Raw genomic sequence first — 15,097 nt, forward strand, 5'->3', positions numbered from 1 at the left:
ATATGGGTAATATGATAGAGTATGTCGTAAAGCGGGACGGAAGAACAGCCCCTTTTGTTGAAAAAAAGATTGCTGATGCGATTTTCAAGGCGGCGCAGGCTGTTGGGGGTAATGACCGTGCTTTGGCAGAAGAACTGGCTGTTGTGGTTTCCATGTTTTTGGCGAAGAAGCACAATGGAAATCCCCCGGGCATAGAAGATATCCAGGACGTGGTGGAAAAGGTACTTATTGAGACGGGGCATGCGAAAACAGCGAAGGCTTACATTATATATAGAGACAAAAGGGCAAGAATTCGTGATTCGCTGAGAGTAAGAAAGCAATCCCAGAAAAGAGTGGATACTACAGATGTTTCTCTCATGGTCGACACGGAAACAAAGGACGAAACTTTTCCATGGGATAAAAGAAAAGTCGCCGTAGCGCTGGAAAAGGAGGCGGATATCTCCGGAGAGGTTGCTGAAGAAATTGCAAGCGTAGTGGAGCAAAGGGTGTTTTCTTCAGGGTTGAACCGTATTTCAACGTCTTTAATCCGGGAGCTGGTGGATAATGAATTGTTTGAGCGTGGATACAGTAAAAAACTGGAAAAACAGGCCGTGCTTGGTATGCCCAAATATGATCTCGATGAGTTAATACTGTCAAAAAATAAGGAAAACAGCAACATTGCCACGAATAATCCGGAAGCAATAAATCTTGCAATTGCAGAAAACACTTTAAAACAATATGCGCTTCAGGAGGTTTTTTCCAAAGATGTCTCTGAGGCACATCTAAGTGGGATGGTACATCTTCATGACCTCGGATATCCTACTAGAGTATATTGCTCTTCTCATTCTTTGGAGTATTTGAAAAAATATGGATTGTCGCTTGAGAATTTAGATACCGATTCAGCGCCGGCGAAGCACGCGCGTACATTGACAGGCCATTTAAATACTTTCCTGGCTTCCATGCAGGCATATTATGCCGGGGCGTTAGGTGTTGGGTATATTAATATTATGTATGCTCCTTACCTTGAAGGAATGAGCCATCAGGAAATGAAGCAGGAGGCACAACACCTCATATTTAGCTGTTCGCAGAGCGCTTTTTCCAGGGGGGGGCAGACGTTATTTCTTGACTTTAATATACACACAGGCATTCCCGGTTATTTAAAAGATATCCCTGCGATAGGTCCTGGCGGGAAACCGACTGGAAAAACGTATGGAGAATATGCGGAAACGGCAAGAAGGTTTACGCTTGCGATGTTGGATGTTTGGAGGGAAGGGGATTGTTATGGCCATGTTTTTGCGTTTCCTAAATGTGATTTCCACATAAATGAAGAATCGTTTAAAGATCCGAAACAATATGAACTTTTGGAATATGCCTGTCAGATTGCCAGTGAGAATGGCGTACCGTACTTTGTATTTGACAGGGACGAGATAACCCTCTCTGCATGCTGCCGTTTACGTACTACAATTGATGATAATTATATGATCAAACATCCTGAAAGCATGCGTTTTTGCGGCTTTCAAAATATAACGATTAACCTACCCCAGGCTTCCTATAAGGCGGGAAAAGGTAATTGGGATACGCTTTACAAAGAGATTGATAAAGCAATTGAAATTGCGGTAAAGGCGCATCTTCAGAAAAAGAAATTTATCAGCAAACTAATGTCGGGCCCGGAAATGCCTCTTTGGGAAATTGGAAAGAAAGCAAAAGATGGTCGTCCATACGTAGATCTTGAGGCGTCAACGTATATTGTAGGCATTATTGGATTAAATGAATGCTTGCAGTTTATGACGGGAAAAGAATTACACGAAGGTGATGATATGATCCGCCAGGGTTTGCGCGTAGTTTCCCACATGTATACGCGTGTGAAGGAAGCAGGGAAAAAGCATAAGTTGAAGTTTTCTCTGGAAGAATCTCCCGCGGAAAGTGCAAGCAGAAGATTGGCAAAGGTGGATATGCGAAATTTCCCTGAAGCGGCGGACGTTGTAAAGGGAAATGACGAAAGAGACGGCTTGTATTATACCAATAGCATACATCTTCGCCCGGATGCCCCGGTAGATATGATTACCAGAATATACCTTCAGAGTAAATTTCACACGATGATTGAATCTGGCGCAATAATACATGCATTTGTAGGAGAAGAAAGGCCTCCTGCCGCCAGTATTATGAATCTCGTGAAAAAAACATTTAAAAATACACAGGCCGCCCAGGTTACCATATCTCCTGAGTTCACCATTTGCAACGATTGTAAAAAAGTCACAAAAAAACTTACGGATGTTTGCGGCTATTGCGGATCGAGAAATGTCTATGGTATAACAAGAATTGTAGGCTATTTCAGCCGTATAAATAATTGGAACAAATCTAAAATCAGTGAATTGGCGGACAGGCATAAGGGCAATTATCGTGTAGAGGATATTTTTCCAGGCAAGAGTGCTTCTGTAGAATCTTGTGCGGCAAAAAGTTAGAATACGAGCTTTATTTAACATGGCAGCGGTAGTGGTGATATTTTTCAAATTTTTATTTGGATTTTTTGAATGAATATACCAATTAAAGGTTTTATTGAAAATAGTCTCTTGGAGTGGGAAGGAAAGATTGCCTCCATCATTTTTCTGCCAACGTGCAATTTTCTCTGCCATTATTGTCATGCCCCTCATTTGGTGCAAACCCCGAATAAATTAGAATCAATACCTTTGGAGTCCGTAACGAAAAAACTACAGCAAAGTTTTGGGTGGATAGATGGCGTTGTTGTTTCGGGCGGAGAACCCACCATGTATAAGGAATTAGGCAAATTGCTGAAAATATTCAAGGATATTGGTGTTCTGGTGCGCCTAGATACAAACGGAACGAATCCTTATGCATTGAAAGATTTAATCGAAAAAGGCTTTTTGGATTGTATTGCAATGGATGTAAAAGCGCCTCTTCGTAAAAATAAGTATGAAGAAATAGCTGGAACTCCCTGCAATGTAGAGGATATTGTAAATAGTATTCATATTATTATGGAGAGTGGCATTGAGTATGAATTCCGTACTACGGTCTGTCCTTCACAATTGGACCAATATGATATTGAGGATATCGCAATGTCCATCAGGGGTGCGGAACGATATATCCTACAGTCCTTTAGGCCGAATCATTGTCTGAATGCGGATATGTTAAATGAAAAGCCCTATTCTTTTGAAATGCTCAGGGAATTTGCAATGGTGGCAGGCAAATATGTTAATTATTGCTGTGTCCGGGGAGATGAAGGAAAAGTTTTATCTAGAAATTGGTAGGTTCATTATACCGTTGGTCCCAATAATCTATGAGAGGGGGTGATATTTAATGCCGGTAAAGAAGTGTGGTACTTCCGCAAAAACAGGAGCAAAGAAAACAGCTACAAAGAGTGTTGACGCCAAAACGACAAAAGCAAAAACCGCAACAAAAGCAAAGACAACAACAGAAAAAGCGAAGACGACGACAAAAGCAAAAGCCAAACCAGCTGCAAAGAAGTCGAAAAAGTAATAGTCCGTTTAATATTATTTATATTTTAGCAGACACATGTATTCAAAAGTATTTATGTATCTAGGTTATTAGGAACGAGACAGTTTTGCATACGTTTTTTTATTGGTGTGGGACCAATCTATGTGTAATGGGGGAAGGGCGTTTCGATTCCATCGGAACGCCCTTCTTTGTCATTAATTAGCCAACTAAAGTATCATAGTGTTTTATGCCCCCCCTGCCCGTTTTTAACAGTAAATCGTGGGCTACGGAATGAAGGTTTTCAAAATTCCAGAATAGCATCGAGTCTGTAGAGATGCAAATGCCTCGCGTCTCTGCTAGCCAAAAGATTAATTTAACACAAGAAATTTTAATCTTTTTAGCAAATCAATTAATAAACACATCCCTATCCCTCTCGAGAGTGGAATTTTAGATGTCCCCTCATGGAAGGGGATTTAGGGCAGGTAAAAAAGTCTTTACATACACCAGTCCTCTCTTTTTGGAGCGGAACCTTAAAAAATCGTTGCCAAAGATAGCAGAATTTGATGTTAAGGAATTTCAATCTTTTTAGTTAAGCAATTGACAAACTCAACGCGGTTCCTATGGTAGGCCAGGTATCCTTGCCTGGTTTTATGACATGAAATGTAATACGCTTGTCCTGTCAATGAGGAGAATTTTGGATGTCTCTTCCCGGGAGAGGATTGAGTGGTAGGTAAAATAAAAACCGTCGGGGTTTCGTTTTTTTTAACCCAACCTAATTAAAAAAAGTAGCGCAGTGTTATGAAATTAAAGAAGCTGGAACTGTTCGGATTTAAATCGTTTGCTGAAAAAACCGAAGTTGTTTTTGAGGACGGCATAAATGTCATTGTAGGTCCCAATGGATGCGGCAAGAGCAATATAGTGGATGCTGTTAAATGGGTGCTTGGAGAACAAAGCGTTAAATCGTTGAGAGGCAATGAAATGTCGGATGTTATTTTTAATGGTACCGAAAAAAGGCCTTCTCTTGGTTATGCGGAAGTGTCGTTGACCATTTTGAACAATAAGGGACTATTGCCTCTGGAATATACTGAAGTATGTATTACGCGCCGGTTGTATGCTTCCGGAGAATCTGAATATCTTATTAATAAGCAAACCAGCAGATTAAAAGACATACGTGAACTTTTTGTGGATACAGGCTTTGGTTCAAATGCGTATTCTGTGATTGAACAAGGGAATGTTGATGCGTTACTCAGGGCGAATGCTCACGAAAGGCGCGCATTGTTTGAAGAGGCCGCAGGTATTAGCAGATTCAAATTACAGAAAAAAGCGGCTTTGTCTAAATTAGAACACGTGGAACAAAATTTGTTGCGAATAGGCGACATTATTGAGGAGCTGCAAAAGCAGCTTCGTTCCATAAAAGTTCAGGCATCGAAGGCGAGAAGATTCCAGGAGTATAAAGAACAATTAAAAAAACTAAAGGTAGGACTTTCGCTTAAAAATTACAGAGAGCTTGGTGATAATAAGGCATCTGTTTATGAACAAATAAAACAAATAGAAGCACAAAAGCAAAAAGTAACCAATATTATAGATAATCTTAAATTACAAATAAATGAAGTTGAAGATGCCCTGGAACAATTGGAACTGCAATCTGCTGCATTACAGACTAAAAAAATGAATGTTGAAGCGCAAATATCAAAAGACGTGGATAAAATAAAATATAATACCGAACGTATTAAAGAATTAAAAACCCGGCGCGAAAGACTCCTTGAGCAGCAAAAGACATTAGAAAATAAGATAGGCGAAACAAAGAACACTATTTTAAAGTCTGAAGAAATGCTGCATGTATTGGAGCGGGATATAACAACTGTACAAAACGACTATCAGAATAAAGAAATTTCAAGTAAACAAATAAACCTCGAATGCGATATGTTGTATCAGGGTATGGAAGAAAAAAAGGCGGAGGTTATTGCTACACTGCAAAAAGAGTCCGGCGTACAGAATGAAATAGGCAGTTTAACTATGGAAAAAGAAGCATTGATGAGCAGGGAGATGAGGCTTCAAAAAAGGCAGGACGAAATTGCTTCTTCTCTGAATATGTTGAAATCGAGATATGAGACCGTTGCCGATGAAAAAATTGCAATTACAACAGAGTATGATATTTTAGAAAGCAATTTATCCACTTCAAAAGGCCGTATACAAGAAATTATCAATACAATCCGTTCCTTAGAAGACCAAATTAACCTGAAAAAGCAATTGCAAAGCAGTAAAAAATCGCGGCATGAAGTACTGAAGGATTATGAGGTACGTGCAGAGGGTATTGAGTCAGGGGCAAAATGTATTGTTGAAGAATCGCAGAAAACAGATTCTGTTTTGAAGGGTATACAAGGCATGATTGTAGATATGCTGAAGGTGGATTTGCAGTATGCTCTTGCCATTGAAGCTGCATTGGGAGATAAAGTGCAAGGCATTGTTGTGAATACAACACAAAATGCGATAGAGGCGCTTGCCTTTCTACTGGAACATCAAAGGGGAAATGCCATTTTTTTCCCATTAGACCGTATGCATGGGCAATCTTCTATCAATGAGGAAATTTTACAAAAACCGAATGTCATTGGCGCTGCAAGCCGCCTTGTTAATTGCAGGGAAGATATTAGGGGAGTAATAGAGGGATTTCTGGGAAATGCCTTTGTTGTTGAAAATCTTGAAGCCGCAATGAGGCTGAATAGCCAGGGCGTCAATGTTCGTTGTATAACACTGAATGGAGAGTTGTTTGAATTGGACGGGACAATCAGCGGCGGCAGAAAGCAGGGGCAGGTGGGCATTATTTCCCGCAGAAGTGAATTGGAGAAAATTGAAGATGAATTGCTCCGGATACAGGAGGAGCTAGAGAGGCTTGAGGGGGAAAAGCATACGTATGTGGGCGAACTGACCGGGCTTGAAGAGAAAACGGCCCAATTGGCGATAAAGATAGAACAGTCGAATTTACTGAAAATGTCAAAGGAAAATGAACTTTCGCAAAACAAACAAAAGCAGGAAGAACTTCTGGCAGAAGAAAAGATGAACGAAGAGGAATCAGAAGAAATAAACGGAGAAATAGAAAATACCCACGAACGCGAAATTTTATTGCGGGAAAGATTGGAAGCCCTCAATCAACGCCATGAAGCACTAAAACAACAAATCGAAGAGACATCGATGCTTGTTAAGGAAAAGGAAGTTATAAGGAAGGAAATGCAGGAAGAAATTATGTCTTTAAAGGTGATGCTTGCACAGAAAGAAGAGAAAAAAGACAGTCTGGCAGAGACGTTAAACAAACTTTCCGCAGACCTGCAGGAAATGGAAGAACAGGTTCGGGATATAGCCGATGAGCATAAAAATTGTCAGCAGAAAATATTTGATGCAGAAATAGAAATTAAAAATACGGAACAACACATTGAGACGCTTCAATCAGAAAAAATTGTGCTTGATGAAAGAACGGAAAATCTGATTGCAGAAATAGAAAGAAATGATTGTCATGTCGCGGAATTACGTACATCCCTGGAAGGAAACCAGACAGAATATGGGAGTGTAGAACAGCATCTTCAGGAATTGCGATTTAAAGAAAATGAATATCATATCCGTATAACCAATCTTGAGGAACGAATAAGAGAAGAATATAAACTTGAAATTTCCGAACTACATAATAACCAGGAAGAAATTGAGCAGGAACTCAGCAGTTTGAAGGAGAAGCAAGCGCAGTCCGATGTTTCTCCGGAGGAATTTTGGAAGGCGGTTTCTGTTGAAATAGAAGAATTACAAGGAAAAGTGGAGCGTTTGGGCAATGTGAATCTGGAAGCCATTGCGGAACAGGAAGACCTTGAAAGCCGGGAGGGTTTTCTCCTCACCCAGAAGGAGGATCTCGAAAAGTCGCATACGAGTCTGCTGAATCTGATAAAAAAAATTAATCATACGAGCCGTGAATCTTTTGAAAAAACCTTCCATGAAATCCGGGAAAATTTTCAAATGATGTTCCGGAAGCTGTTTGGCGGAGGAAAGGCAGATATAATTTTGGAGGAGAACGTTGATATTCTCGAAGCGGGAATTGAAATAGTTGCGCAGCCGCCCAACAAAGAACTTCGTTCAATTACCCTCCTTTCCGGGGGAGAGAAAGTGATGATCACCGTGGCGCTGCTGTTTTCGGTATTTCAGACAAAACCAAGTCCCTTTTGCATCCTCGACGAGGTGGACGCCGCCCTGGATGAAAGCAACATCAACAGGTTCAGTCTTATTGTTAAAGAGTTTACCAGAGACACGCAGTTTCTCATGATTACGCATAATAAAGTTACTATGAGCATTGCGGATGTGCTTTATGGCATCACGATGCAGGAACCAGGGGTATCAAAAAAGATTGCCGTGAAGTTTGATGAGATTGAGAAAAAAGTTGCGTAATACGCAAAATGGCAAAATGTGTTTGACAACAGATGAAAGAGTGAGTATCATTACCCGCAGTTGATGAAATGAATATATATGCGATGGAGTTCGCTTAATTGCCGCAATTGTGGCTAATAACTCCTGTCAAAGATTCCCTTTGGCAGGAGTTTTTTTATTTTGAAAACCCCTGTCAAACGAATGGTTTTGGCAGGGGTTTTTCTGTTAAGTTTACGTTTAGGAATTTCAACGTTTTTGTAGAGACGCATTGCATGCGTCACCTCGTTTTGTTTATTCAGTTAAAAGTAGCCGAAGACCTAATTAATTCCATTAAGTAGATGGACAGATCCGTTTGTTTTTGTGGAGGATTTGAAGTTTCATGTTAGATGAATTCGTAGAACATAAGAAAGAAATATTGAGTGTAATTGAAAATATAGAGACCTTGTCAAAAGAAGATGCAGTGATTGGAGACGGCCTGCTTGCTATGGTCAGGGAACGGTTGGTAACAAACAGCTTTAATCTGGTGATTTTAGGACAGTTTAAAAGAGGCAAAACGACTCTTATCAACAGCTTAATTGGCAAAGAAGTCCTCCCATCATCGGTAGTGCCATTAACTTCTATTGTGACGATCCTGAGGTTTGGCAAGGAAATCAGGTGTGTGATTTTTATGGAAGATGGCAGTGAAAGGGAAATTAGTGTGGATGAATTGCCTTGTTATGTTACTGAAAAGGAAAATCCCGGAAATGTACGCGGAGTGCGATGCGCTATCATTGAATATCCGTCACCTTTTCTTGAAGCGGGGATGATGCTGGTCGATACCCCGGGAGTGGGGTCAACCTTTCTGCATAACACGGAAACGACGTATGAATTTTTAGACCACCTTGACGCCGCATTGTTCCTGATGAGCGCCGATGTTCCTATCTCACAGGTGGAAAAGGAACTCCTTGATACCATCAAAGACTCCACACAGAAGATATTCTTCGTGTTAAACAAGATTGATAATCTGACTTCGAACGAGGTGGAGGAAATAGCCGCCTTTAATAAACAGGTGCTAGAGGAGATGGGGTTTGCTGTCCATAAAATCTGGCCTATTTCTGCCAGAGAAGCACTGAAGGCAAAAATAATCAACAATGACGTTCAGCTTTTACAGAGCGGTCTTTTGGAACTTGCAGACGCGTTGGGGAGTTTTCTTTCTTCGGAAAAAGGGAAGATTATCCTGAATACGGCAATATCCAAGACACAGCGGTTTATCTCCCGGAAATTATCTCAGATAGCTATCGAGAAGAGAACCCTGGAGGCTTCCGGTGAAGAATTAGAGGATAAGCTAAACACCTTTTATAAACTGGTTACAAACCTGAAACAGGATAGAGAGGATATTGCTTATCTGCTCAAGGGCGAATCTGACAAGTTGTGTTTGAAGGTGGAGGATATGTTAAAGGTTTTAGAAGAAAAAGAGACAGCGAGAATAAAACAATGTCTTGCGGATTTCTATGAGAAAAATACCGAGCTTAGTCCAACAGTTTTTCGTGATGAGATGCAAAAAGTTATCAAAGAAGAGATTGTCAGGGGATTCGATGTGTTTAGAAAGGATTCCGAGCAGGTAATTTCAAATAATATGCAGGAGACCTTTAACCGTTTTACGAAACGTTCCAACGATATTATACGGGAGTTTAAAACGGCTGCCGAGCTACTCTTTGAGGTAGCTATGGACACGACGGAATTTGCCGTGGAACTTACGAAAGACAATAGCTTTTATTATATGGTGCAGGAATATACGGCGCCTACCGAAGAAGAAGTTAAGTCTATTCTGCGTACTTTCCTGCCTAAATCTATGAGCAGGAAGATGGTTTTTCATGAGATGATGGAAAGGGTGTCTTCTGATGTAAGCCGTAATTGCGGCAGAACACGCTCAGACCTTACAACAAGGATTCGCAAGACCATTAACCACTATGCGAAACAATTGAAAGACCTTGGAAGCGACCTTATAGAGCAAATTGAACAAGCTATTCAAAAGGGTCAGGAGAGACGAAAGGCAGGCGATGAGTCTGTACGGATTGAGTTAGAGTTATTGGCAAACAAGGCTAAGAAGCTGGAAGAACACAAAGGAAAACTGACAAATGTTTGGGATGCCATTAATCTGGTTGACGCAAAGCAGGAGCAAATAAATATGGTAATGGTATAAGGTGTGGTTTTGAATAAATAGGCGATGGCGTTCGCCTGATTGCTATGTGATAGCTGATAACTCCTATTGAAGTCTTGCTTCGATAGGAGTTTTTTATTGGGGAAAATCCCTTGTCGGAGCATTGGTCTTGACAAGGGGTTTTTTGTTATGCCGCTATATTTCCAAACTGAAATATAAGCAAAAGAAATAATGCCCTTGTCGAATTTTTATAGGAGGGAGATATGGAAAAAGCAATTGGCATTATTGAGAAAAAAATACGAGATGCATCTTGGGAAGACGTGAAAAATGTGTTTGACACCTTCCGCCTCCTTGCCGCAACCCTAAAACAGGATAAGGAAAATATTTTGTATTTGATCGAGGACAAATTGGGTATGTTGTGCTTAAAGGCAAAGAAAATAGTAAAGGATTTTGAGGAAAAGGAAATACTGAGGACAAAGCAATGTCTCCATGATTTTTTTGGAAAAAATCCGGATACCAATCCCACCGTTTTGAGAAATGAAATGCAGAAAATTATCAGACAGGAAATTGGTAAGGGGTTTGATGTGTTTAGAAATGACTTTGAGAGGGCAATCTTAAAGCATATACAGGAGACAGTTGACTATCTTCTGCGGCACTCCAGTGACATTATCCATGAGTTTAAAACAGCCGTAGAAATTCTCTTTGAGATACCGATGGGCAAATTTGAATATTCTGTGGATATATGCAAGGATAGTAATTTTTATTGCATAGTCCATGAGTATACGACAACTTCCGGTAATAAGTTTCATTCCATTCTGCGCTCCGTTCTTTCACAACCGGCCCGCCGAAAACTGGTTTTGCATGAGATGATAGCAGAAATAGCATCCAACATCAGCAGTAATTGCGACAGGATACTCTGTGATGCCACATCAGGGATTTGTGCAACGATTGAATATTATGCCCGGCAACTGAAAGGCCTTGGGAATGACCCTATTGCGCGAATAGAACAAGCCATACATGAGGGGATAACACAACGAAGCGCAGAAAATGGAGTTAGTAAATTAGTCCATCAGAGACTTTTAACCGCGTAATGACAACGCGTGCCTTGTCACTCACGTGAATTGTTACCGTGAATACCTAATGTGATGGATTCCTATGCTGGTGTAATGAGAAGGATGGCAAGGAAAGTGATAAAGAGGATGCCTCATGCTGAATAAAGATCAAAAAAGAGGACTTACGATAGCCCTTCGTATTATGGAGGAAAATATCCGGTATATTGAACAAGTATTCAATAACGACGACTATAATGGCATCCTTTACGATACGAAGTGCAACATGGACGAAGGAGTCAAAAGAGAAATTTTTAAAAGGACGTTGCTTATAAAAGACAGAATAAAGGCGCTTTCAGAAAGATTTGATCTTGAAAAGGAACCGAGAGACCCGGCAAAGGAGATTTTTGGGAAAATGTCTTCATGCTGGTGTATCCTTGAAGATGCCAAAGCAAGGAAGTTGAAAAGGTATGGAGTCGTTGCAAATGAGCTTGAAGACGTTCTCGACCCACACCTTAATGGAATTATTGATTTGATTTTTGATATGGAACGTCTTTTATTAGAAAAGCCAGGCGGAAAATCAGATAAGGAGTCGATTTTATGATAAACATAAAAGATGGCGATATAAACAATCGGGGGTATGGCACGCCAGTTATTGAGGTCGATGCCTGTGAGCCTTCAGAAACGGCGAAGAAAGCGGCACCGGTAGGTACCGCCAAGGCAAACCTTCTCGCATTAATCCTACTCGTTCTCGGTATACTTGCTTTCATATTGGACGTCTTTTACTAGAAAAGCCCAACAAGAAATCAGATAAGGAGTCGATTTTATGATAGAGACAAAAGATATTGATATAAACAATCGGGAGTATGGCAATCCGGTTACTGCCGTCGATGCCTGTGAGCCGTTTGAAACGGCTAAGAAAGCTGAGCTGGTAGGTAGTGCAAGGACGAATCTTGACGCTTTAGCCCTGCTTGGTCGCAGTATATTTGCAGGGGTTTTTATTGCGCTTGGTACGCAACTATCCGTGTTAGTAACCCATACCGCAACCTCAAGCTATGGTTTAAATCAACTCGTCGGGGGTGCGGCTTTTACTCTGGCGATGGTTTTGATTGTAATCACCGGCGCAGAACTTTTTATGGGAAGCCCTCTTATCGCAATATCTTTTCTATCCCAAAAAATTACCGGCAGGGCATTTACGAGGCATGTAATTATAGCGTTTATTGGCAATCTTATTGGTGCATTAACTATGGTAGTATGGATATATGTCTCTGAGCAATGGACAATGAGTAACTACCTGCTGGGCGCAAAAATTATTCTCATGGCTAACGAGAAAGTAAACACCTCGTTTGGAGTCCTCTTCGCGCGTGGCATGATGGGCAATGCACTGACATGTCTGGGTGTTTGGCTGTGTTACAGCGGTAAAAGCAATATTGATAAAATACTGTCGTTACTGTGGCCTGTTTCCTGTCTAATGGCATGTGGGTTTGAGCACGGTGTTGTCAATATGTGGCTTATCCCTATGGGGATTGTTCTGAAAGACAACCGAATGGTATTGACAGTTGCGGAAAAGGTACATGGCGGGAGATTAGACCTTTCTAATCTTACATTTTTTAAAGGATTTTTGTTCGATAACCTGTGTCCTGTCGTTCTCGGGAACGTAATCTGAGGTATGGTGTTAGTTGCAGGCGCTTACTGGTTTGTATACTTACGCTTTCCTGAGAAAGGAAAGGCGGTGTAAAATTGATGGAAAATGATATGCCGGAATTCAGCCGGGTAGCACACACCGGCGCAGCGTATTCACCTGTACAAACCGCTGCCATTGTTGAAAACAAGGCTGTCACAAGGGCCGGATTGCGTGTTATGCAGACTTTTATATTGAGTATCCTTGCTGGGATATTTGTTGCCATGGGTGCACAGTTTGCTACTTTTGTAACGAGTGATTCTGCCCTCCATTTAGGCATTACCTCTCTTATTATGGGTATAGTGTTTTCACTCGGACTCATACTGGTTGAAACCGCCGGGGCCGAACTCTTTACCGGTAACAATCTCAACGTTATGGGCAATCTTAGCAAACGTATTACAACCCGGGATTTGCTCAGGATATGGATTATTGTGTATGTGGGTAACTTATAGGTGGGATCTTGATGGTCATCTGGATGTATATGGCGCATCAATGGGAATTTTTTCATTTTATGACAGGCGCAAAGGCGTTGCTTATCGCCCACAAAAAGACTACCCTCTCTTTTGAGGCAGCCCTGGCAAGAGGTGTGCTTTGTAATGCCCTGGTATGCCTTAATGTTTGGTTATGTTATAGTGGCAGAAGCATGGCAGATAAGGTGCTTTCAGTGCTGTTTCCTATCGGCGGTTTTGTTGCCAGTGGGTTTGAACATTGTGTTGCGAACATGTATTTTATCCCGATGGGTGTAGTATTGCGAAAAAACCAGGCTGTCGTTGCTGCTGCAGAAGAGATGACGGGAAAGGTTTTAGACCTCTCTCAACTCACGTGGAAGGGATTTTTTATAAACAATCTCTTTCCGGTCACCATTGGAAACTTTGTGGGTGGTGTTGTTTTGGTGGGCGTGGTATTCTGGTTTGTTTATCTGCGGCCTCACAACAGCTATAGTAAGTGATAAAAGTAAGTTGCTATTCCTGCGAAAGCAGCAATCCGGTTTTCTGCTTCATTTCTCTGGATTCTCATTTAATTCAAAGGATGGATGTATCATGACATTTTATTGTCCGGAATGTTGGAAGGAAATAAATGAGGTTGAGGAAACATGCCCTTTCTGTAATGCGGATATATTGAAATATGAAGGCATGAATTATGAGAAAAAATTGATAAATGCGCTAAGGCATACAGAACAGGAAACAGTTTTGCGGGCAGTATATATCATAGGCAGGCTGAAAAGTGAAAAAGCGGTTAAACCTCTTATTACACTCTTTAAAAAAACGGACAGTACATTTTTAAAGATTGCAATACTCAATACTCTCAGGGAAATAGGTATTCCCAATGCTGTCGAGTTTATTGTGAATCGATCTGATTTGGAAGTGGGCATTGTTGGGAGAACGGCAAGGGACTTGGTAGACAGGCACATCCTTAAATCACAGTGAAAAAGTGAATTGAATAATTAAGAGTCAAAATAAATGAAAGTCCTTTATGCGATGAGTTGAAAAAAAATGAGCAGAAACGGGGTATAGGTGGAAAAAGATGTGTTGTTTGGAAGAGAAGAAGAGTGCCAATTTATAACCGGCTTAATGAACGGCAGGAAGAATATCATTATTTACGGGGAGGAAGGGACTGGCAAAAGCGCCATTATTCATGAAATAATGCACCGGAGGAAAGGGAGAAATGTGCTGTATTCCCGAAGCAGTAAGACATTAAAGCAATCATTAATAAACCCAATCCTCTTTCATGGTAAAGGGAACAAAAATATTACTAACATGAACATTTCAATGTTGAGAAAGGTATTCTTTAGCATGCTGGACAGGGAAAAACCCGCATATATCATTTTCGACCATGTAGAATTAGTTACGCCGAGACTCTACTCCTTCTTTGTATATGTGATGGATAAAAAGATTCCTCTCATAATGATAAGTCGTGGAATAAGGAAACAAGATATCGACCATTTACGCATGATTTTATTTGATTTTATAAAGGTGGAAATAACGAATCTTGAAAAACCCGCCACAGATAAACTGGTAGATCATTTTGTTAAAGAATTCAATATTAATGTCAGCCACACGGACGATTTCAGAAAAGACATCTATAAATTTTCAGATGGCAATCCTAAAATCGTCAAAGAACTTTGTTTCATGGCAAAAAACGCAAAATATCATTCTTGCGGCAATTGCAACGTAAGGCTTATTGATTTAGATCGTAGAATAAGCAAGGCAACAAGCGGCCGTACATGAAAGCCTTTCGGACGCTGGATTTATGTGTGGCATGTCAATTGTTTAAACAGAAGATATTATCCCCGCATGTTTGCACGCAAGGGAAAATGGATAAATAATGCTGTGGGGTTTAAAAAGAGAGAGGGGGGACGATATCTTATTTTCATTTTCATGGATGGCTTACTGT

General features: G+C 40.7%; 11 protein-coding genes and 1 pseudogene. All 12 read left to right on the forward strand.

All coding sequences use genetic code 11. The features are described 5' to 3' along the window. Positions 1-2: 2 nt before the first annotated feature. The 12 genes and pseudogenes from nrdD to ABJL82_RS04075 all read left to right on the forward strand — a co-directional run bounded on the left by nrdD (position 3) and on the right by ABJL82_RS04075 (position 14,931). Positions 3-2,441 (forward strand): anaerobic ribonucleoside-triphosphate reductase, encoded by a 2,439-nt coding sequence (gene nrdD / locus ABJL82_RS04020; RefSeq protein WP_347273430.1) that lies wholly within the window; start codon positions 3-5, stop codon positions 2,439-2,441. Positions 2,442-2,510: 69 nt separating this feature from the next. After that, positions 2,511-3,245, forward strand: coding sequence for an anaerobic ribonucleoside-triphosphate reductase activating protein (locus ABJL82_RS04025; protein ID WP_347273431.1), 735 nt, complete (start codon positions 2,511-2,513; stop codon positions 3,243-3,245). A gap of 49 nt (positions 3,246-3,294) precedes the next feature. After that, entirely contained in the window at positions 3,295-3,474 is a 180-nt protein-coding gene (locus tag ABJL82_RS04030) for a hypothetical protein (RefSeq protein WP_347273432.1), read from the forward strand. 756 nt (positions 3,475-4,230) lie between these two features. Further along, positions 4,231-7,854, forward strand: a complete 3,624-nt coding sequence (gene smc, locus ABJL82_RS04035; RefSeq protein WP_347273433.1) for a chromosome segregation protein SMC — start codon at positions 4,231-4,233, stop codon at positions 7,852-7,854. A gap of 358 nt (positions 7,855-8,212) precedes the next feature. Next, on the forward strand, positions 8,213-10,015 hold the full coding sequence (locus tag ABJL82_RS04040) for a dynamin family protein (protein ID WP_347273434.1): 1,803 nt from the start codon (positions 8,213-8,215) through the stop codon (positions 10,013-10,015). Positions 10,016-10,236: 221 nt separating this feature from the next. Then, positions 10,237-11,064, forward strand: coding sequence for a hypothetical protein (locus ABJL82_RS04045; protein WP_347273435.1), 828 nt, complete (start codon positions 10,237-10,239; stop codon positions 11,062-11,064). 115 nt (positions 11,065-11,179) lie between these two features. Further along, positions 11,180-11,626 carry a hypothetical protein gene (locus ABJL82_RS04050; RefSeq protein WP_347273436.1) on the forward strand — a complete coding sequence of 149 codons (447 nt, stop codon included), beginning with the start codon at positions 11,180-11,182 and terminating at the stop codon, positions 11,624-11,626. Continuing rightward, positions 11,623-11,811: a hypothetical protein gene (locus ABJL82_RS04055; RefSeq protein WP_347273437.1), complete on the forward strand. Its 189-nt coding sequence runs from the start codon at positions 11,623-11,625 to the stop codon at positions 11,809-11,811. The genes ABJL82_RS04050 and ABJL82_RS04055 overlap by 4 nt, the downstream gene beginning before the upstream one ends. 37 nt (positions 11,812-11,848) lie before the next feature. Then, the gene (locus tag ABJL82_RS04060; protein WP_347273438.1) at positions 11,849-12,688 is read left to right on the forward strand and encodes a formate/nitrite transporter family protein; all 840 of its coding nucleotides are present in this window, start codon (positions 11,849-11,851) and stop codon (positions 12,686-12,688) included. A 194-nt stretch (positions 12,689-12,882) separates the two neighbouring features. Continuing rightward, positions 12,883-13,652, forward strand: a pseudogene (locus ABJL82_RS04065) (formate/nitrite transporter family protein). Between the two features lie 91 nt (positions 13,653-13,743). Continuing rightward, entirely contained in the window at positions 13,744-14,130 is a 387-nt protein-coding gene (locus tag ABJL82_RS04070) for a HEAT repeat domain-containing protein (RefSeq protein WP_347273439.1), read from the forward strand. Between the two features lie 87 nt (positions 14,131-14,217). Further along, on the forward strand, positions 14,218-14,931 hold the full coding sequence (locus ABJL82_RS04075; RefSeq protein ID WP_347273440.1) for an ATP-binding protein: 714 nt from the start codon (positions 14,218-14,220) through the stop codon (positions 14,929-14,931). The last annotated feature ends 166 nt before the right edge of the window (positions 14,932-15,097 follow it).

This window comes from Candidatus Kuenenia sp., assembly GCF_039794105.1.
GTDB lineage: Bacteria > Planctomycetota > Brocadiia > Brocadiales > Brocadiaceae > Kuenenia.

What these genes read in the sequence shown, in the direction of transcription:
- nrdD (WP_347273430.1), top strand. Translation starts at nt 3, where the DNA reads ATGGGTAATATGATAGAGTATGTCGTAAAGCGGGACGGAAGAACAGCC.
- ABJL82_RS04025 (WP_347273431.1), top strand. Translation starts at nt 2,511, where the DNA reads ATGAATATACCAATTAAAGGTTTTATTGAAAATAGTCTCTTGGAGTGG.
- ABJL82_RS04030 (WP_347273432.1), top strand. Translation starts at nt 3,295, where the DNA reads ATGCCGGTAAAGAAGTGTGGTACTTCCGCAAAAACAGGAGCAAAGAAA.
- smc (WP_347273433.1), top strand. Translation starts at nt 4,231, where the DNA reads ATGAAATTAAAGAAGCTGGAACTGTTCGGATTTAAATCGTTTGCTGAA.
- ABJL82_RS04040 (WP_347273434.1), top strand. Translation starts at nt 8,213, where the DNA reads ATGTTAGATGAATTCGTAGAACATAAGAAAGAAATATTGAGTGTAATT.
- ABJL82_RS04045 (WP_347273435.1), top strand. Translation starts at nt 10,237, where the DNA reads ATGGAAAAAGCAATTGGCATTATTGAGAAAAAAATACGAGATGCATCT.
- ABJL82_RS04050 (WP_347273436.1), top strand. Translation starts at nt 11,180, where the DNA reads ATGCTGAATAAAGATCAAAAAAGAGGACTTACGATAGCCCTTCGTATT.
- ABJL82_RS04055 (WP_347273437.1), top strand. Translation starts at nt 11,623, where the DNA reads ATGATAAACATAAAAGATGGCGATATAAACAATCGGGGGTATGGCACG.
- ABJL82_RS04060 (WP_347273438.1), top strand. Translation starts at nt 11,849, where the DNA reads ATGATAGAGACAAAAGATATTGATATAAACAATCGGGAGTATGGCAAT.
- ABJL82_RS04070 (WP_347273439.1), top strand. Translation starts at nt 13,744, where the DNA reads ATGACATTTTATTGTCCGGAATGTTGGAAGGAAATAAATGAGGTTGAG.